This is a genomic window from Emergencia sp., assembly GCF_048465375.1.
Classification (GTDB): domain Bacteria; phylum Bacillota; class Clostridia; order Peptostreptococcales; family Anaerovoracaceae; genus Senimuribacter.
On record NZ_DBFWLQ010000001.1, the window covers coordinates 102,629 to 122,123 of the forward strand.

Sequence of the window (19,495 nt, forward strand, 5' to 3'; positions counted from 1 at the left end):
GAAAAGATACGAAAAATAAGCACAGAAAAAAGGGGAAAAAGTCAATAAAATATAGTTATGTACATGAAGAAGAAAGACGGCAGCTGCGAATATAAAAGATCATGGAGGCGACAAATGACAGAAAAATGTTTTACCAGAATGGGACAGATCGGAATTGCGGTTAGGGATATTGACCGGGCAGGGACGGTATGTAAAAAATACGGTATGGGTCCCATGCGGTCCTTCATTTCCACCGAGAAGTCTGTGCAGAACGGCGAACTCTACGGGAAAAAAGTGGACAGCATTCGATTTGGCACTTTGATGTACGAGATAGACGGCGTGACCTTTGAACTTCTGCAGCCCCTTGAAAACACCGTTTGGAGCGAATTCATCAAGAATCAGGGTGAAGGGGTCTGTGACATCATGTTTACCCCGACAGAAAGATATTATGAAGTTCTTAAAGAACGGGGCATAGAGGAAATCATGAAGTTCACTTTATATAACCACAAGTTCTCTGAGGACGATATTTTTACACAGGTGATGCGAATGCACGATACCAGAAAAGATTTAGGCTTCAATATCTTTACCTGGGATCAGACAGAAGAAGCGAAGAAGCGCGTCTATCCGAGAGACCACATGGCTACAGGCGCTTACGTGCAGTTAGAGGACGGGACAGAACCCCATCTGCAAAAGCCGATGTATCTGCGTCTGGAAAAGATTCTCATCGTAGTGGAGAATTTGACAGAAACGATGGCGGCTTACGAGGCTTATGGGTTCGGACCATTTACAGAAATAGAAGAGAAGGAAGGGCAGTATCGAAAAGCCTGCTTTACGCAGAACAGCGACGGCAGCGACGTGGTCTTCGAAATCATCCAGCCGCTGGATGATGAAAGCGGTTATGCCAAGTACCTTGCAAAATACGGCCGTGGCGTCTACAATATTCTTTTCGAACAAAACCCTGAATACAACAACGTGATTCAGACGATGACACAGGAGGTGTAATATGAATACTATGACAAAGATTGGCGATGCCATTGTCGCCATGTCCAATTGGCTTTGGGGACCGCCCCTATTGATTCTTTTGGGATGTGGAGGATTGTTTCTCACCGTACGTTTCGGATTCCTGCAATTTCGCCATATCGGATATATTTTTTCACAGACCTTTGGCAAGATGTTCAAGAAAACAGAAGATGGCATCTCGCCGTTCCAAGCCTGTACTGCTTCTTTAGCCGCCTGTGTGGGCGCTTCGAATATCGCTGGCGTACCTGTCGCTATCGCCTTTGGCGGTCCCGGCGCTTTGGTCTGGATGTGGATTCTTGCCTTTATGGGCTGTGCCACCAAATTCTGTGAAATCGCTCTGGGTATCAAATACAGGGAGAAGAACGAGGTCGGTGAATGGGTCGGCGGACCGATGTATTATATGAAGAAAGGTATCAAAAACAAGAAGCTGGGTGCAGCGCTGGCATTCATCTTTGCTCTGGTCATGATGTTTGAAAATGTTCCTTCCGCAGCAGCGCAGATGGTTTCCGCCATTCAGAATGCGACCTCGATCGGTCTTCCGGCCATGGGTACCGGTATCGCCATTATCGTCGTTGTTGCCATGGTCGCTCTGGGCGGAATCAAAAGAATCACGGCGGTTACGGACAAGATGGTTCCAATCATGGTCATCGCCTACGTAATCGGTGGCGTGATTGTTCTGGGCGCTAATGTTACAGCACTGCCAGAAGCTTTGGGCGTCATCGTCAAGAGTGCCTTTACACCGATGGCACCTGTGGGCGGATTTGCTGGTTCTTCCATCGCCGCCGCGATTCAGTGGGGTGCAGCCCGCGGAGCATATTCTAACGAAGCTGGTGACGGTGCAGCGCCTTTTATCCACTCGGCTGCCACTGTCGATCATCCTGTCAGACAGGGATTCTTCGGCGTCTTTGAAGTATTCGTAGATACTATGATCGTCTGCACCTTTACCGGTCTGATCTGTGTTGTCAGCGGCGCATGGATGAAAATTGACGGAAGCAATGCGGCTACCATGCCGGGCATTGCCTTCTCTTCCGTATTTGGTTCTGCCGGACCGATTTTTCTGACCGTGCTGATTTTGATCTTCGTCGTATCTACTCTGATCGTTTTGGTGCAGGTGGGTACGAAATCTGCAGAGTATTGCTTTGGTTATAGATTTGGGCAGATTTTCCGATATGTTTATTTTATCGGCATGTTCCTCGGTATTATCGGAGGATTGGAATTCGTCTACCGTTTCCTGGACTTCTTCTTTGCCCTTTTGATTATCAGCAATATGATCGGTGTTTTCCTGCTTCACGGCGATGTCGTACAATTGATCAAAGAGTTTTTTAACACGCCGGGGAAATATTATCTGAAGGATATCGCTGAGAAAAAAGGAGGAAAATAATATGAAACAATCGTTTGAAAGAGTAGGCGGATTTGTCATTTTGACGCCTGATATAGAAGAATCACTTGAGACATTTAAGGCCTACGGCATCGTCGGTCCTTGGAGAGAGTTCTACACTGACTCTGAAAACGTACAGCAGGTGGTGAAAAACGGTCAGCCGGCAGAGGGAATCGATGCCCGCATCTGCATGTGCGATTATGGGGAAATCACCATCGAACTCTTTGAACCGAGAGACCCTGAATCAGCGTTTTATCAGGACTTACAGGCAATCGGCAGGCCCTTTATCCACCACGTGATCATGCGCACGAAACCGCACTTCTATGACGTGGCGAGGGAACAGAAAGTAGAAGAGCACATGTCCGCTTATTTTCCACGTATTGATGAAAGAGGACGCTGGTTTGCCACCAGCCAGGACTTGGGTTTTGATATCTACGCCTGGGATCCTCACGCAGATGGTGCGAGAAAAAAATATCCCGACGACTACATCGTCACAGGTGCGTATGACACCGATAAATAGAGAGGGCGGGGCAAAAATGTCGAGGACAGTATTGTACAATGGAAAAGTATATGTGGAGAGAGGCTGTTATGCCCAGGCGATTCTCCAAGAGGATGGCATCATCCTGCAAGTGGGTAGTAATAAAGAAGTCCTTGCAGCCGCAGGAGACGCAGAGAGAATCGACTGTCAGGGAAAAACAGTCATTCCCGGCTTCAACGACAGTCACCAGCACCTGTTTTACATGGGCAGAGCCATGTTCTTTCCTGATCTGACAAAGGCGCAGTGCGCCGAGGATCTGACGAGGCTTTGCCAGGAATATCTGCAGAAGAATCCTGAAAGCAAAGGCTTTTCTGCCGCGGGTTGGAATGAGGAGACTTGGGCTCCGGAGTACAGGCGAAAACCGGACAAAAGGGATCTGGACAAGGTCTCCGAGGAGGTTCCCATCGTTCTCACGCGGATTTGCGCTCACGCCTGCTGTGTAAACAGCTATGTCTTGCAAAGGCTGGGAATTGACCGTGAACATGCCGTCTTTGATGGTGCGGGGATCGAAGTGGATGAAGGAGGCGAGCCGACTGGCATTTTGACGGAAAAGGCTTTTCATGCGGCGCTGGACCTGGTGCCGAACCTGACCAGAGAAGAACTGAAACTGGCTCTGACAGGTGCTATGAAATATGCTGTCTCCAGAGGACTCACCACGGTGCAGTCCAACGATATCGGTTACGTGATCAAAGACCAGGAAGCCTGCTGCTCCCTCATGAAAGAAGTCTACGACGAGGGAAAGGGACTGCTGCGCTATACGGGGCAGATGTTTTATGATGATGTAGAGAGCCTTAAAGGGTATTGTGAAAGCCCGCAATTTGGCGAAAGCTATGCAGACGACTGGTTTCGGAGAGGTCCGCTCAAGCTGTTGAAAGACGGTTCCCTGGGCGCCAGAACTGCGATGCTGGGGTTTGACTATCTTGACGATCCGGGCAACCGCGGAGTGGAGGTCAATTCTGATGCATATATGCAGAAAATGATAGACTGCGCCCATGACCATGGGATGCAAGTGGTGGTTCACGCCATCGGCGACGAGGCAATCAGACGGGTCATCCGCATGTATGACGAGGCAAACGGCGGCAGCAATGGGGAAAACCCTCTGCGTCACAGTCTGATTCACTGCCAGATTACCGACGACACTTTGCTGGCGCACATCAAAGCTTCCGGCTTACTTGTCGCCTATCAGCCCATTTTCCTGCAGAGCGACATGTATATTGTGCCCAGCCGCTGCGGCGATGAAATGATGAAAACTTCTTACGCCTTTCGAACAGCGGCGGAGCTGGGAATCCACGCCTCTTATGGGACAGACTGTCCTGTGGAAGATTTGGATCCGCTGGCCTGCATTTACTGCGCTGTCACTCGCAAGGACTTGAAGGGACAGCCGGAAGACGGCTTTTACGCCGAAGAATGCGTAGATGTAGAAACTGCGGTTGACGCCTATACCTTGGAAAGCGCATATCACGAATTCCGGGAAGACGTCAAAGGCAGACTCAAAACAGGATATTATGCTGACCTGGTCGTGCTGGACAGGGATATCTTCACATGCAAGTCCGAAGAGATTTTGGGGGCAAACCCTGTGCTGACCATGGTTGGCGGAAAAATCGTGTACCGAGCAGAGTGACTGTCAAAATACATGACTCGTGTTTAATAAATTAATTTTAGTAATTGACTTCCCCATAGAAGTGAGATAATATATAGACATAGCTAATAAAAATCTAGCAAACAATTAGCATCACCAAAAAACCAGGTCGCTGTGGACGACCTGGTTTTTCTTTTGGCTGACTGCTGGCTATTTTTCTCTGTCCAGCCACCGGACTATGTAACTGGCTGCTACACCGCCTATGACAGAGACTACTAGCGTCAAAATAAAATCTAGCAATTAGCACCACCTCCTTCCCGCAAACTAGCTGAAGGTTCAGCAGTAATTACATAATATCATACATTTTATTACATTTAAAGGATTTATTAACATTACGCCGCCGTGGAATTCTTTTCCTACTTGTGGTATCATCATAGTAAGAAGGAGAGTTACGCATGGTAAAAATCAAGAAAACGATATACATCGCCATTTTCGTATCTTTGGCGTCACAGATCAGATTCAATTTCATCACCGATGGATTTATCATCGCCATGTCTGTCGCAGTGATGGCTATTTTCATCTACTGCTATGAAGATCTGTCACCTAGATATGTGGCATTCTGCTCGGGCATTTTTTCCCCGCTGATCAGGCTGCTCTTCATGGTGCTGGAAGGCGGACAACCTGGTCTGACAGCTATATTGGTCATTCCGGATATGGCATTTTTTTTCACCTACGGGATTTTCTATACCTTGGTTTACAAATACATCATCAGGGCGCCGAAGGACATCCGAAATTTTCCCTATGTCATATTTCTCTGTGATTTCTTGTCTAACATAGCGGAACTTTTTACCAGGAGCCTGATTCAGGGCTATTTGGTCATCGCAGCCCACACAGTGATTTCCCTCGTCATCGTCGCTTTCTGCAGAACTGTGCTGATTCAGGTGATCTTGCTGGCGCTGGAGACCTATTCTAACCTGCTGATTAAAGAGGAACACGACAAGGAATACAGGAAGTTGATCGTGCAGGCCTCTATCTTTGAAAGTGAATTACATGTGATGGAGAAGAACGCGGCCGAAATTGAAGACATCATGAGGCAGGCCTTTGCTCTTTACAAATCCATGGAAGGCATCAACGCACCGAAAGAACTGAAAGACTGCTCTCTGGACATCTCAAAAAACGCCCACGAGATTAAAGGTGATTATTTGAATATCATCAATGTGCTCAAGGATACCTTCCTCGACGATATCGACGAAGGCCGTTTGGCCATGAAAGACATCATCTCCATAGAGAAAGCCAACCTGCAGAGCACCATCAAAAATCGAGGCTATCATGTGGAACTGATTACCAGAGTAAAGGCTAATTTTTATGTGCGTCAGTATTTCAAAATGATGTCTATTATCCGCAATCTGACCCTCAATTCGGCAGAGGCCATTGGACAGACAGGCGGTAAAATCGCTTTATCTCTGCGGGAGGATGGAGAAAATTATGTTTTGGAAGTCAAAGATAACGGCCCGGGCATTGATCGGGATGACCTGGAAACTGTTTTCTTTGACGGCTATTCCACGAAGTTCAACCTGGAGACTGGCAACGTGCAGAGAGGTCTCGGTTTGACTTTGGTCAAAGATTATGTGGAAAATATCTTTCATGGAACGATTGAAGTGCACAGTGAAAAGGGCAGACGAACCGAGTTTGTGATAACCATCCCGAAGACGAGTTTTGAGGAGGAGACAGATGAAGTATTACATCATTGATGATGAAATCGGTACGGTAAAGACTTTGGAGAATATCGTAGAAATCCGCGGGCTGGGTGACGTCATCGGCTATGCCACAGATCCCGAAAAGGCGGTGGGTGAGATACTGGCGCTGAACCCGGAGATCGTTTTAGTGGATCTCTTGATGAGCAAAATGGATGGCATCGCCTTAGTGGATCAGATTAAAGGCGTCCGCCCGCAGATCAGCTTTGTGATGATCTCACAGGTTGCGGATAAAGGCATGATTGAGCAGGCCTACAATGCCGGAGTGGAGTTTTTCATCAACAAGCCAATCAACATTATCGAAGTGGAGAAAGTGCTTAACCACGTATCTGACAAGATCAAAATGAACAGCCTTGTGGCGGGCATCAAGGGAATGTTTGCAGAAACAGAAGAGCAGAGTGCACCGTTGGAACGAAAGGACGACGTTCTTCGGGAAATCAACGTCTTTCTGGGACTTTTGGGCATGCTGGGCGAGAAGGGAACTTCAGATATTCTCAGCGTCTGCCAATATCTGATTGGACACAACGAGGAGTACAGCAAAAACGTATTGACTCACATTGCAGCAGAGAAATTGGAAACTTCTAAGAATTTGGAGCAGAGAATGCGCCGCGCCATCAAAAAAGGCCTCACGAATGTAGCTAATCTGGGAATCGACGATTACAGTAACGAAGTGTTTCAAGTCTATGCCAACTATGTCTTTGACTTTAAGAACATCAAAGACGAGATGGATTTTATCAAAGGCAGCAGCAGCGGAGGCGGCAGGGTGAATATCTCAAAGTTCATCGAGGGGCTTCTGCTCTATCGAAAGTCGCTGTTATAACAGAATAGTAACCGAAAAGTAACTACGGAGGAATATTCAGAATATTTCTCCGTTTCTTTTTGAGTATTTTTGAGTTTTTTTGAAAAGGTTTGTTAATCTTATATCAAGATAGTTTTACTCGATATGTTATTATTTTAGGATTTTAGTTATGAAAGGAGAGCAACATGACGTTTTTAGACAATCTTACGGCTGATATTTACAACGTGATCTGGGCGCTGCCACTGACCATCCTTGCGCTGGGAACCGGACTTTATTTTTCACTTCGTATGAAATTTCCTCAGGTCAGGCTTTTTAAAGACATGGTACATTATCTGCTGGGAAGAGATAGGAAGAGAGAGGACAGGACCAGTAAAGAGGGAATGTCTTCCTTCCAGGCATTCGCCCTTGCGCTGGGCGGCCGTGTCGGCGTCGGTAATATTGCCGGCGTAGCAACAGCCATCTGCTTTGGCGGACCGGGAGCGGTATTTTGGATGTGGGTTATCGCCTTCATCGGTGCAGGAACTGCATTTTCTGAGTCCGCTCTGGCGCAGGTTTACAAGACCAGAATTGACGGCGAATATAAGGGCGGCCCTGCCTACTACATAGAAAGAGGAATGGGCGGAAACAAAGTTGCAAAGATCTTCGCCATTGTCTTTGCACTGGCGGCAATTTTGGCCAACGGTATTACAGGACCGACCATCCAGGCCTTCAATTTTGCTGACGCGGCGCACAATGCGTTCAACCTGAACCCATGGATCGGCGGCGCTGTGATGGCAGTCTGCGTTGCATTTGTCGCCTTCGGCGGCGCAAAGAGACTGGGCAGAGTGTCAGAACTGATCGTGCCTGTCATGGCGATCATCTATATCTTATTAGCACTGGTTATCCTGGGAATCAACTTCAAACAGATTCCGGAGATGTTCGGACTGATCTTTGGCTGTGCATTTAAGATGAACGCTCTTTATGGAGCCATCTGGGGCAGCACTGTCATGTGGGGCGTCAAGAGAGGTATCTATTCCAACGAGGCCGGCTACGGCTCAGGCGCTCACGCTGCAGCATCTGCGGAAGTTTCCCACCCTGCAAAACAGGGATTGGCACAGTCTTTCTCTGTATATGTAGACACCCTGTTCGTCTGCACAGCTACAGCGATCATGATTCTGTCCACCGGAATGTTCAACGTAAGCAACGAGGAAACTGGTGCAATGATTACAGAAGGACTTCCGGGGGTAAAGGCAGGTGTGGGCTATACGCAAGCGGCTATCGATTCTGTCTTCCCAGGCGTAGGCTCTGTATTCATCGCCATAGCGGTATTCTTCTTCGCATTCACTACGCTCTTATCCTTCGTGCTCTACACGGATGTGAACATCTCTTATGTGATGAAAAACAAGAGCGAAGGTGCAAGAAAAATCATGACCAACGTATTCAGGGCGATCATCGTCGTCATCGTTCTAATCGGAGCCACCAGATCTTCAGATGCTGCCTGGAACACGGCAGACATCGGAATCGGCATCATGTGCTGGATCAATTTCATCGCACTGTTGATTCTCTCTACAAAGGCAGTGAAGCTGCTCAAAGACTACGAGAGACAAAAACACTTAGGTCTGGATCCAGTATTTGAGCCGTCAGACTGCGGCATCAGAAATGCAGATCTCTGGACTGATATTGTAAAAGAAAAATACGCTGATCTGCTTGCCAAGAAACATCAGGTCGAAGGCAAAGCAAAGAAAAATGCTTAGAAATCTTAATTATATAGTATAGTGACAAAAAGCGGGCGCAATTCCAGGAAGCGCCCGCTTTTGCCTTTGCTTAGGGCAGCAGCAGCAGTTTTTCGTAAAATTCCAGCCCCGACAGCAGAACCGCCTCGCCAAAATCGAAGTTGTCGGTGTGGAGCGCCGTATCCACGCCCAGGCCAAGGAAAAAGAAGAATACGGGGCAGTGGCGGGCATAATAGGAAAAATCTTCACTGGTCATGGAGGGCTCTGCCAGAAGCTGCACTTCTTCCGCACAGTGGTTCATGACTAATTCAAAAAGGCTGGGTGTATTTAAGAGAGGGGGGTGCCCTTTTGAAAGACCAATCTCAAAGGTACAGCCCGTTGTTTTTTCAATATGTCCGGCGATTTCCTCCATGCGCTTTTTCATACGATCAAAGGTTTCCTCATCGAAGACGCGCAGGCTGCCTTTGAGGTAGGCAGAGGCGCTGATGGCGTTACAGACCGTACCGCTCTGCAAAATGCCGAATTTCAGCAGTCTGTAAACCCCTGCGGGAATTTCCTCTCGCTCCATTTTATAGGATGCCGTCAGGAATGCAGCTGCGGCATAGAGCGCGTCCTGCCCTTGACGGGCTTTGGCAATATGGGCGGAGCGGCCTTGAATTTTGACCTCGACTTCGCTGCTCCTTGCCATCATTGCCCCTGAACGAGCGCCAATGATTCCCGCTGGCAGGTCTGGCCACAGATGGCAGCCGAAGATGCGGACGACGTGATAGGCAGTGAGGATCTCACTTTTTAATATGGACTCTGCACCGCCTTCTGTCTCCTCAGCAGGCTGGAAAATCAGCATCACATTATAAGGCAGTGTCTCACCATTTTTCATGCGATTTTCCACGACTTCTGCCAATGTCAAAACCATGGCCATGTGGCCATCGTGGCCGCAGGCGTGCATCTTTCCCGGATGGCGCGAGGCGTAAGTCTTTGATGAACACTCTGAAATCGGCAGAGCGTCCATGTCTGCACGGAAGGCGACGGTTTCCATCCTTCCCAGGTCAAACCAGGCACAGACGGCGGAAGGAGATGGCTGTAAGAGGCGGCAGCTGTATTTTGCAAGCACCCCTTTGATGTAGTGGGTGGTTTCAGGCAAATCGAAGTCCAGCTCGGGAATTCTGTGAAGATCGCGCCTGTATTGTCTCAGTAGATCGAGCATAACGGTGCTCCTTTCGAATATTTGTTAAAAATTATAAACTAACACAAACGAAAAAGCAAATAATTGTTTTGTAACAACAAAAAAATCTTGACAGGGAAGAAATCTCGTGTTAATCTAGTTTTCAAGATAGAGGTCGCGGGAACGATGCCTCTGTGGGAGCCGACGGGCAACGATCACAGAGCGCAGCAATCTCGCCGAACTCTGCAGACAGGTATGCCTGCAGGGTGGGGTTATGGAGAATATCCATAACACTGTCTGCGAACTGCTTTTCAGAAATGAGTTGTTCGCAGGAGTGCTGTCGGAAAATTTGATTTGCTGCATTCTGTTTTAAGCGCTTTTGAAGAATGCATTGATATCGAGTTATCCATAGCAGGCCTTCGGGTCTGCTTTTTCTTTTGCTGGCAGAATCTTGCACTCCCTATCTAATCAGAGAAAAGGTAGGAAAGAAAGATGAATTTAAGTAATTTAAGAGGGTCCCTTGTCGCTCTCGTCACACCCTTTGATCAGGAGGGGAACCCGGACTTTCACTGTCTGGGCCAGCTGATCGACTGGCACCTTACAGCTGGAACAGATGGTATCGTCATCCTTGGTACCACGGGAGAGAGTTCCACCATGACACAGGAAGAGGATGATGCAGTCTGCAAGTTTACCGTAGAGCGGGTTTCGGGGAGGATTCCGGTTATCGCGGGCAGCGGTTCCAACTGTACCCAGTCTATGTTGGAACGAAGCCTGAAATTTCAGGAACTGGGTGCTGATGGTCTGCTCCTCATAGCGCCTTATTACAACAAAACCAATGAAGAGGGCATGGCGCGCCATTTTCTGACCATTGCTGATCAGGTGGAAATTCCCTGTATTTTATACAACGTACCAGGCAGAACGGGCTGCAGTATCCCCGTCGAAGTCGTCGAACGGCTTGCCAGACATCCGCGCATCTGCGGTATCAAAGAGGCTTCAGGAAATTTGGGTTATGCTATGGAAGTCGCCAGGCTTTTATCTGACGACTTTGTCATGTACAGTGGCAATGACGATATGACGGTGCCGTTGCTTTCTATCGGCGCTTCAGGGGTTATCTCTGTGCTGGCCAATATTCTGCCGACAGAAACCCATCGTATGGTCATGAGGTATTTAGAAGGGAATCCTGCCGGTGCAGCATCGATACAGCTTGGATATTTAGAATTGATTCACAATCTGTTTTCTGAGGTCAACCCGATTCCTGTGAAAACAGCCCTCTCCCTGATGGGAAAATGTGAATCTCATATGCGGCTGCCTCTATATGATATGAGTGAATCTGCCAGAAAAACACTGGCGGTTTCAATGAGAAAGGCGCAGCTGTTATGAAAATTCTCTTAATTGGAAATGGACAGATGGGAACCCTGATACGAAAGCTTGCGTTAGATCGGGGGATGGTGGTTGCGGACAGTTTCCACACAGAAACGATAGACCGACTAAAAGACTTTGATCAACCGGCAGACGTTTTGATTGACTTTTCTTCGCCACAGGCACTGCCTGCCATCGCAGATTACATACAGAGGACCAAAACACCTCTGGTCTGCGGCACCACAGGATATGATGAGGACGCAAGACAGCAGCTTGCTTTTCTGGCAACCTGTGCGCCGGTACTCTACAGTACCAATTTTTCTGCCGGAATCATCATAATAAGAAGGATTTTAAGGGAGTTTTCTGCATATCTATTAGATAATGGCTTTGAAGCGGAACTGATTGAGGCACACCACAGTCAGAAACAAGACGTCCCTAGCGGCACTGCAAAGACGCTGCTTTCGGAAATTGACCCAGAGAGAAGACTGCAGAGGGTGATCGGCAGGCGGCAGCAGGGCACCAGAGGGCGACAAGAAATTGGTATTCATTCTCTGCGAGGCGGAACAGAAGCGGGACGCCACAAGGTGATTTTTTTTGGTAAAGATGAGCAGATTGAGATTGCCCACAGTGCAGAAAGTCGGGAGATCTTCGCGCGAGGGGCGCTTCTGGGAGCAGAAAAACTGGTCAGGCAGGACAAAGGTCTTTACACCTTTGATCAACTCATATAAAGGAGGAGCACATGAACGCAAGTGAAATTATAAAATATATCAGTGAATCTGAGAAAAAGACGCCGGTTAGGGTGTATGTAAAATGGAAAGAGGGGGCATCTAGAGTAGCATTTCCAGGCTGCAGGCGCTTTGGCGCAGGGGACGAAATCATCTTCGGCGACTGGAAGGATGCGGCTCCAGTTCTTGCGGCGGCAGAGGATAAGATTGCCGATCTAGTCGTGGAGAACGATTGCCGGAACAGCGCGATTCCGCTGCTGGACATGAAGGAGATACCTGCTCGTATCGAGCCGGGGGCGGTCATCAGAGAGAGGGTTCATATCGGAAAGAATGCGGTCATCATGATGGGGGCGCTGATTAACATCGGGGCTTCCATTGGCGATAACACGATGATTGATATGGGTGCTATCCTGGGCGGCAGAGCGACTGTGGGGAAAAACTGCCACATCGGTGCAGGCAGCGTATTGGCAGGAGTCATAGAGCCGGCCAGTGCAGTACCTGTCATCATCGAGGACGACGTGATGATCGGTGCCAATGCCGTGGTCATTGAAGGGGTACGGGTGGCAAAAGGCAGCGTGGTGGCGGCAGGTTCAGTGGTCACCCGCGACGTTCCGGAAGGCGCGGTTGTTGCGGGGGTGCCGGCTAAGGTGCTGAAAATGAAGGACGAGAGCACAGTAGGAAAGACTGAGACTGTCGATGCTCTGAGAAAGCTGTAGTATCTTATGGACATGACGACTTTGCTCAAAAAACCGCTGCAGCATTTAAGCGGTAGCGGCATCAGAGAATTTGCACGTTTAGCACAAGAAAAAGAGGGCTGTATCAGTCTGACCCTAGGAGAACCGGACTTCAACACGCCGGCCAACATCAAGGGGGCACTGAAGAACGCCCTTGACGACAACTTGACTCATTATGCGCCTAATGCCGGATATGACAGTTTACGGAAGGCCATCGCCGATTTTGAACAACAAAAGGGGATTTTTTATAAACCGGAGGAGGTCATCGTCACCATTGGAGCGACAGAAGCACTCTTTACAGGTCTGTTTTCCATTCTTGCGCCAGGCGACGAGGTCATCGTGCCGGTGCCGGCCTTTAGCTTATATGAGTCCATTATAACTATGTGCGGTGGAAAAACAGTACGGCTGGATACGAGGGACAGTGGGTTTCAAATTGACTTAGACCAGCTGCAGGCTGCTTATTCCCCACGTACAAAAGCGATCATCCTCAACTCTCCCAATAACCCCACTGGTGCTGTTTATACAGAAGAAACTCTGGACTGCCTCCATGATTTTCTGAAAGATAAGCCTCTGTTTATCCTCTGTGATGAGGTGTATGGACAGCTGGCTTTTGAAGACTACAGGTCCTTTACTTCTTATGAAGATTTGAAAGATCGGCTCATCGTTGTGCAGAGTTTTTCAAAGCCTTACGCGATGACTGGCTTCCGAGCCGGCTATCTGCTGGCAGACAGGCCAGTAGTAGAGATACTGGAAAAAGTACATCAGTATAATGTGGTTTCCATTCCTTCTTTTGTGCAGGCCGCCTGTGAAGAAGCCTTGTCCTTTGACTCGGCGGATATGAGAGCTTCTTATCGACTCCGCACCCAATATGTCTGTGACAGGCTGGAAGAGATGGGCCTTGCGGTGAGACCGCCGGACGGGGGCTTTTACGTCTTTCCTTCCATTGCTGATTTCGGCATGTCGTCGGACGCTTTTTGCCGCAGACTGATTGAAGAAGAGGGGCTTGCGCTTACCCCAGGCAGTTGTTTTGATGGAGAAGGTTATGTGAGAATTTCTTGCTGCTACAGCCCAGCAGTGCTAGAAGCGGGCTTGAATCGTCTGGAAAGGTTTGTGATGAGCAGATTGTGCATATGAAGTCAAGAACACGCAGAATTGCAGAAAACCGAGTGGTTTGGACAATTGTCCCAGTCACTCGGTTTTGTTATTCTATGCATTGCCCGCGTTCTTCTTTACTCTACTTCGTGAAGCCGCTCTACGATGGACTTGTTCTGAGCCATTTTGATAGCCACGGCAGAGACGACTAGTGGAAGAATGATTACAAACAAAGAATAGCCTGCTCCGTAGAGAAGCGGAAAATTCCAATGAAGATACTTCACACCAGTCTGCCTAATGGCGTAGATGATCAGCCAACCCAGTCCGCCTCCTAGGGTCAGCGAAAAGAAGATGTTATAAATGGCCAAGGTCAGCCCTTCCCCCTGGATCATCTTGATCAATTGTCCCTTACCCATGCCGATGGACTGCAGCATAGCGAATTCCTGCCGTCTGGATATGACGCTGGTGATAATGGTATTGATCAGGTTGATGACGCTGAAGAGGATGATAAAGGCGCTGAGCCCCAGAAAGACTGTGGATAACTGCTCTGTAATCTGTGCATCTTCCTTCATTTGCTGGCGCAGGGTGTCGAGAACAAGTTTATCGTTCCCCTTAACTAATTGATTAAGCTGAGCCGTGACGTGTTTTTCTGTAGCGGGCCAATCGGTGGAAATCAGCAGTACGCGGTTGTAATTGAAGCCTTTATTGACCATATTCTTTATAGTATCATCGGGAACGACAAAGAAGCCAGCCAGACTGACGATGCGATAGGCTTCGTCGTCATTGTAAATATCGTTGTCCAATTCTCCTGCGATGGTAAAGGTGTCAGTATGCTCTTTCCTTCCATCAAACCATGTGATGTCGATGGGATCACCAACTTGAAAAGGCTTTCCTAAAACTTTTTCAGCGGTATTGTTGGACAACACATAGATTTTTTTCTCTTTTACCGCCTGGTCGTAACTTATCTTCTGATCGTCAGTAAGATACTTGTTGATGTATTTTGTTTCTTTTTTGGTAAAGGGTACGAAGCCGTCGCTGCGCTGATTGCTGCCATATCGGTAATCGATGTTAATTTTTTCCTGTGCCATGACTTTCTTCACTCCGTCGATGGCTTTTATGTCATGAATCAGATCAGCATTTAGAGGATTCTCTTTCTGCACGCCAGTCAGTCCTTCGGCATTGGCATTGATGGCGTTATCGGAAATCCAAACCTGATATTCGCTATATCTGTTGTAGCTCTGCTTGGAAAAGTCCAGCTTATCAAAAGAGGAGAGAAACGTTGCACCTGCCATAAAGACGATGCCGCTGATGCACAGGGATAACACCGTCATAATGAACTTTCTGCGGTCTCGTTTAATTCCCATCTTTGCAAGGCTGAAAGGTGTGATTTTGCGATGAAGCACTGCTGCCCGCCCTTTGAGCGGGGGCTCATAGCTGCTGGCCTTGGCTGCTTCGATGGGCGAGATGGCAGCGGCAATCTTCGCCGGCTTTTTGACAGAAACCATAATGGTCAGGAAATCAGCTGCCAGGGTTACGATGGCTACAGCAATGGTATTGCTCCAAAGCCAGCCGTGCGGCGCTATGAAGTAGCCGAATAAAGTTCCCAGGAGCAGCCCGCCTGGCGCGCCGATGAGAAACATGGTCATGCCTTCTCTGTGGACAATCTTCCTAATCTGCTTCGGCGTAGCACCAAGGGTACGGAGCTGTCCGAACTGGCGGATGCGGCTCATGACCGAAATATAGAAGATGCTGTAGATGACTACGATGCTGACGAAGAGAATAAAGAGAGCTATCAACACGACGGTCAAAATTTCCTGGATATTCTTTACTAGTGAAGTAGTAAATTTGTCATTCTCGTTGATATCAGGTCTCTCGACTCCATAGTCTGCGCCAATGGCAGTGATCGTTTGCAGAAAGTCGTCTTCGCTCATCCTCGTGGCGCCATCGATTTTGGCAGCGAGGGTATAGGGCTGATTTTTCAGCCAAGGTCCTTTTTCGGCGTAAGCCTTTGAGAACATAACAGGATACATGGTGGAAGAAGAACCGTTATCGCTGAATCCGCTGATGCGGAAAGTCTCTGTGGTACCGTCAAAGTTCCGAAGTTCCAGGCTGGTGCCAATTTGGGCAGCTTTGCCGAGGTGCTTCATATAGGCTTTATCGACAGCGACTTCATTGATTTTTTCAGGATAGCGGCCCTCGGATACCTTCTCAGCGTAGATAGTGCTTTTGACCTGCTCGACATAGAGCGGCTGGATAGTGTAATCGCCTGCTTCCACACGGATCCCGGATTTCACTGTTAAGGAATCCGTAATTCGCTCATCGGATTGCAGCTTCTCGACTTGAGAGTGGCTCAAATTCTCATAGAGAACATGTTGCATTTGAGCCAGTTGGTTTTTATCGGCTTGTCTGACACCGAAGACGAAGAGGGAGAGGCCACTGATCAGTGCTACGGAAAGAATAATGGTCAGCAACGTAAAGGTGTTGCGCATCTTGGCGCTCTTGAGACTTCTGGCTGCCATTTTTTTGACCAGATTGCTGTTATTGTTTTTGTTAAATACGTCTTTCATCCTGATCGCCTCCCTTACTGTACGATTGTGCCGTCTTCGATACGGACAATGCGATCGGCTAGTTGGGCGATTTCGTTGTTGTGAGTAATCATGACAATGGTCTGGTTGAAACGTTTGCTGGTGTTCTGCAGGAGACCGAGTACGTCTGCGCTGGTCTTGCTGTCCAGGTTTCCTGTAGGCTCATCGGCCAAAATCAGGGAAGGCTTTGTAATCAAAGCTCTGGCGATGGCCACGCGCTGCTGCTGACCGCCAGACAAATTAGCGGGCATTTCAGTCAGTTTATCAGTCAATCCCAGTAGATTGATGACTTCCTCGCAATAATCTTTGTCTACGGTACCACCGTCTAGATCTACTGGTACGACGATATTTTCGTAGACATTGAGAATAGGGATTAAGTTATAGTTTTGAAACACGAATCCGATGTTGCGTCTCCTGAATATGGTCAGTTCCTCATCATTCATCTGCGACAAATTCTGTTCACTGATGATTACCTCGCCGGAAGTTGGTATATCCAAACCGCCGCACATGTGCAGCAGAGTGGACTTTCCAGATCCAGAAGTGCCAACGACGGCCACGAATTCGCCTTCAGCTACAGAAAGAGTCACCCCATTCAGAGCCTTTGTGATATTTGGCTCACTGCCATAATACTTTTTTAAATCTTTTGTCTGTAAGATATTCATAATCAATACCGCCTTTCTTTTGATGGCTTCATTATAAAAGAGAAATCTCGCAGAAATATCACGCAATTCTTAAGACTCTTTTAATTTCTTTGGCAGATAGACGGAGAAGGTGGAGCCTTTCCCGGGCTGTGAACTGACGACGGTATAGCCGGATTGCAATGTGATAATCTTTCTGCACAGATAAAGCCCGATGCCGACACCTTCTGTATCGTGGACATCTTCTTCGCGATAAAATCGCTTCCAAATATCTGCTTGATGACGCTCAGGAATGCCCCTGCCTGTATCTGAGATTTCTATTTTAACGTACATTTCCTGGTCTAAAACCTTCACTGCAATGTGGCCGCCGTTGTTCGTATATTTGACGGCATTATCCAAGATATTAAAAAGAGCTTCAGCGGTCCATTTTCGATCGTGTGAGACGGACAAGTCTTCAGGACAATCCACCGCTACGTCAATTTTTTTCTTTTCCGCAGGCAAAAGGATGCCGCCCAGGGCTGAAGCCAAGGTGTCGTAGAGGGGCTGCTCTGTTTTGTTCAAGGTAATTACACCAGTTTCCAACCTGGAGGTTTTGATCATGGACTGCATCAGGAAGTCCAGTTTATCCAGTTGGCCGTCTGCGGTTTTCAAAAATTCTCTTCGCTGGCTGTCGGCCATTTCGTTACAGATCAGGGTGGAGTTGATCATCTTTAGGTTCGCAATAGGGGTTTTAACTTGATGAGAGATATCGGATATCAACGCCTGCAGCTCTGCACGCTCTTCTGCTATGCGGGCCTGGCTGTTGGTCATAATTTTGTATAACTTTACCATGCGGTAATGGATCTTATCGGATAGTGTATCCTGATTTTTGATTTCAATAGCTACCAAGCGGCCAGCGATTATATCGTCCATCTGCCGAATCATATCGTCGGCAAACTGAACAAAACGCTTGCGCAGCAGAAAAATCGTCAAACCGCTAGTCAGAAGGTATATGATTGCTGCAAATAAGTAACTCATTTTTTGAGACCTCCAATCCACATATAGCCCATCCCATATACTGTTTTGATATATTGAGCGCCATTCTTTTCAATTTTGCTGCGGATACGACTGATCGCAGAGGTCAATGCGTGCTCGTCAACAAAGTTTTCGTTGATGTCCCACAATTTTTCCAGTAGGATCTGTCTGGTCAGCACGATGCCTGTATTGGAAATCATCAGTTTGAGTATGCGATATTCCGTAGCGGTGAAAGCGATGGAAGTGCCTGTCAATGTAGTATTCATTTCAGAAAAGTTGATGCGCAGTACGCCGTCGTCATAGATTTCATCAGTAGAGCGGTGGGAGCTGCGGCACAGCAGGATCTCGATTTTTTTCAGTAGAACACTGATAGGGAAAGGTTTCGTCACATAATCATCGGCGCCCTGCTCGAAGCCGCAGAGCATGTCCTCCTCCATGTCCCGAGCCGTCAGAAAGATGACAGCAGGTGTAGAAGTTAGGTCTTTGATCTGTCTACAGAGGTCAAAACCGCTTCCGTCAGGCAGATTGACGTCCAGAATCGCCAGGTCAAATTGAATACTGGCAATTTTGCTTGCCGCTTCTCTTGCAGTGGTTACAGAGTGGACCTGATAATTGCAATTCGTCAGGTTGTAGCAGAGGGTTTTATTTAAAATCAGGTCATCTTCGACCAATAAAATTCTTTTCATGTCAAAATCTCCTTTAAGGGATAGTATCATGCGCATTCAGCTAAAAATAGAATCAGGACACATGATTCAAATGAACACACCATTGCAGCGAAGCCGCAAGATCCTCTGAATTTATGATACCATGACGATACCTTTGAAAATAGAATCGAGCGTCATGATTCAATGAACACTTCCTTACGGCAACGCTACAAAATCGTCTGCGTTTATTATACCATGACGATACCTTTCGAGTGTCATGATTCAATGAACGCTTCCTTACGGCAACACCGCAAAATCGTCTGCGTTTATTATACCATGAAAATGTCTTAGAATTCTCGCAGTCTAAAGAGAAACTGATGTATTGCTGTGCACAGATTTTTGCAGTCCGCAAAGGCAAGAGAAAAATGTTCCGCACATTTTATCCGGCGTGAGCAACTGCGGACTGCTTTGCCCCGAAAACTCGCCTTGTCAGTCCGCAAAGGCAAAGGCAAGAGAAAAATGTCCCGTACATTTTTTCCGGCGTGATCAACTGCGGACTGCCATAACCCGAAAACCCGCCTTGTCAGTCCGCAAAGGCAAAGGCGAGAGAAAAATGTCCCGCACATTTTATCTGGCGTGATCAATTGCGGACTGCTTTGCCCCGAAAACCCGCCTTGTCAGTCCGCAAAGGCAAATGCAAGAGAAAAATGTCCCGTACATTTTTTCCGGCGTGATCAACTGCGGACTGCCATAACCCGAAAACCCGCCTTGTCAGTCCGCAAA

At 47.8% G+C, this 19,495-nt stretch carries 16 protein-coding genes; 11 read left to right on the forward strand and 5 right to left on the reverse strand.

The window, feature by feature from the left end:
- Nucleotides 1–114: 114 nt before the first annotated feature.
- The 7 genes from ACMQ5W_RS00505 to ACMQ5W_RS00535 all read left to right on the forward strand — a co-directional run bounded on the left by ACMQ5W_RS00505 (nt 115) and on the right by ACMQ5W_RS00535 (nt 8,780).
- Nucleotides 115–981 (forward strand): VOC family protein, encoded by an 867-nt coding sequence (locus tag ACMQ5W_RS00505; protein ID WP_419022472.1) that lies wholly within the window; start codon nt 115–117, stop codon nt 979–981.
- A gap of 1 nt (nt 982) precedes the next feature.
- On the forward strand, nt 983–2,380 hold the full coding sequence (locus ACMQ5W_RS00510; RefSeq protein ID WP_419022474.1) for an alanine/glycine:cation symporter family protein: 1,398 nt from the start codon (nt 983–985) through the stop codon (nt 2,378–2,380).
- Nucleotide 2,381: 1 nt separating this feature from the next.
- Nucleotides 2,382–2,897, forward strand: coding sequence for a hypothetical protein (locus ACMQ5W_RS00515; RefSeq protein ID WP_419022476.1), 516 nt, complete (start codon nt 2,382–2,384; stop codon nt 2,895–2,897).
- Nucleotides 2,898–2,913: 16 nt separating this feature from the next.
- Entirely contained in the window at nt 2,914–4,536 is a 1,623-nt protein-coding gene (locus tag ACMQ5W_RS00520; protein WP_419022478.1) for an amidohydrolase, read from the forward strand.
- A gap of 413 nt (nt 4,537–4,949) precedes the next feature.
- Nucleotides 4,950–6,245: an ATP-binding protein gene (locus tag ACMQ5W_RS00525; protein WP_419022480.1), complete on the forward strand. Its 1,296-nt coding sequence runs from the start codon at nt 4,950–4,952 to the stop codon at nt 6,243–6,245.
- Nucleotides 6,226–7,068, forward strand: a complete 843-nt coding sequence (locus ACMQ5W_RS00530) for a DNA-binding domain-containing protein (RefSeq protein WP_419022482.1) — start codon at nt 6,226–6,228, stop codon at nt 7,066–7,068. The genes ACMQ5W_RS00525 and ACMQ5W_RS00530 overlap by 20 nt, the downstream gene beginning before the upstream one ends.
- Before the next feature lie 164 nt (nt 7,069–7,232).
- A complete protein-coding gene (locus ACMQ5W_RS00535) occupies nt 7,233–8,780 on the forward strand; it encodes an alanine/glycine:cation symporter family protein (RefSeq protein WP_419022484.1) in 1,548 nt (515 codons plus the stop codon).
- A 70-nt stretch (nt 8,781–8,850) separates the two neighbouring features.
- On the opposite strand, the gene ACMQ5W_RS00540 is transcribed toward ACMQ5W_RS00535, so the two are convergent.
- A complete protein-coding gene (locus ACMQ5W_RS00540) occupies nt 8,851–9,963 on the reverse strand; it encodes an amidohydrolase (protein WP_419022486.1) in 1,113 nt (370 codons plus the stop codon).
- Nucleotides 9,964–10,413: 450 nt separating this feature from the next.
- Here ACMQ5W_RS00540 and dapA point away from each other — a divergent pair, with 450 nt between their 5' ends.
- Genes dapA through ACMQ5W_RS00560 form a run of 4 tightly spaced genes read left to right on the forward strand, consistent with a single transcriptional unit; the run spans nt 10,414 to nt 13,873 of the window.
- Complete coding sequence (gene dapA, locus ACMQ5W_RS00545; protein WP_419022488.1) at nt 10,414–11,301, forward strand: 4-hydroxy-tetrahydrodipicolinate synthase; 888 nt, start codon at nt 10,414–10,416, stop codon at nt 11,299–11,301.
- A complete protein-coding gene (gene dapB, locus ACMQ5W_RS00550) occupies nt 11,298–12,008 on the forward strand; it encodes a 4-hydroxy-tetrahydrodipicolinate reductase (protein WP_419022490.1) in 711 nt (236 codons plus the stop codon). Before dapA ends, dapB begins: the two co-directional genes overlap by 4 nt.
- 11 nt (nt 12,009–12,019) lie before the next feature.
- Nucleotides 12,020–12,721, forward strand: a complete 702-nt coding sequence (dapD, locus tag ACMQ5W_RS00555; protein ID WP_148493690.1) for a 2,3,4,5-tetrahydropyridine-2,6-dicarboxylate N-acetyltransferase — start codon at nt 12,020–12,022, stop codon at nt 12,719–12,721.
- A gap of 6 nt (nt 12,722–12,727) precedes the next feature.
- Nucleotides 12,728–13,873: a pyridoxal phosphate-dependent aminotransferase gene (locus ACMQ5W_RS00560; protein ID WP_419022492.1), complete on the forward strand. Its 1,146-nt coding sequence runs from the start codon at nt 12,728–12,730 to the stop codon at nt 13,871–13,873.
- A 95-nt stretch (nt 13,874–13,968) separates the two neighbouring features.
- Here ACMQ5W_RS00560 and ACMQ5W_RS00565 read toward each other — a convergent pair whose 3' ends face one another.
- The 4 genes from ACMQ5W_RS00565 to ACMQ5W_RS00580 all read right to left on the reverse strand — a co-directional run bounded on the left by ACMQ5W_RS00565 (nt 13,969) and on the right by ACMQ5W_RS00580 (nt 18,754).
- Nucleotides 13,969–16,398, reverse strand: coding sequence for an ABC transporter permease (locus ACMQ5W_RS00565; RefSeq protein WP_419022494.1), 2,430 nt, complete (start codon nt 16,396–16,398; stop codon nt 13,969–13,971).
- Between the two features lie 14 nt (nt 16,399–16,412).
- Nucleotides 16,413–17,078, reverse strand: a complete 666-nt coding sequence (locus tag ACMQ5W_RS00570; RefSeq protein WP_419022496.1) for an ABC transporter ATP-binding protein — start codon at nt 17,076–17,078, stop codon at nt 16,413–16,415.
- 69 nt (nt 17,079–17,147) lie between these two features.
- Nucleotides 17,148–18,071 (reverse strand): sensor histidine kinase, encoded by a 924-nt coding sequence (locus tag ACMQ5W_RS00575; RefSeq protein ID WP_419022498.1) that lies wholly within the window; start codon nt 18,069–18,071, stop codon nt 17,148–17,150.
- Nucleotides 18,068–18,754: a response regulator transcription factor gene (locus ACMQ5W_RS00580; protein ID WP_419022500.1), complete on the reverse strand. Its 687-nt coding sequence runs from the start codon at nt 18,752–18,754 to the stop codon at nt 18,068–18,070. Before ACMQ5W_RS00580 ends, ACMQ5W_RS00575 begins: the two co-directional genes overlap by 4 nt.
- Nucleotides 18,755–19,495 lie beyond the last annotated feature (741 nt).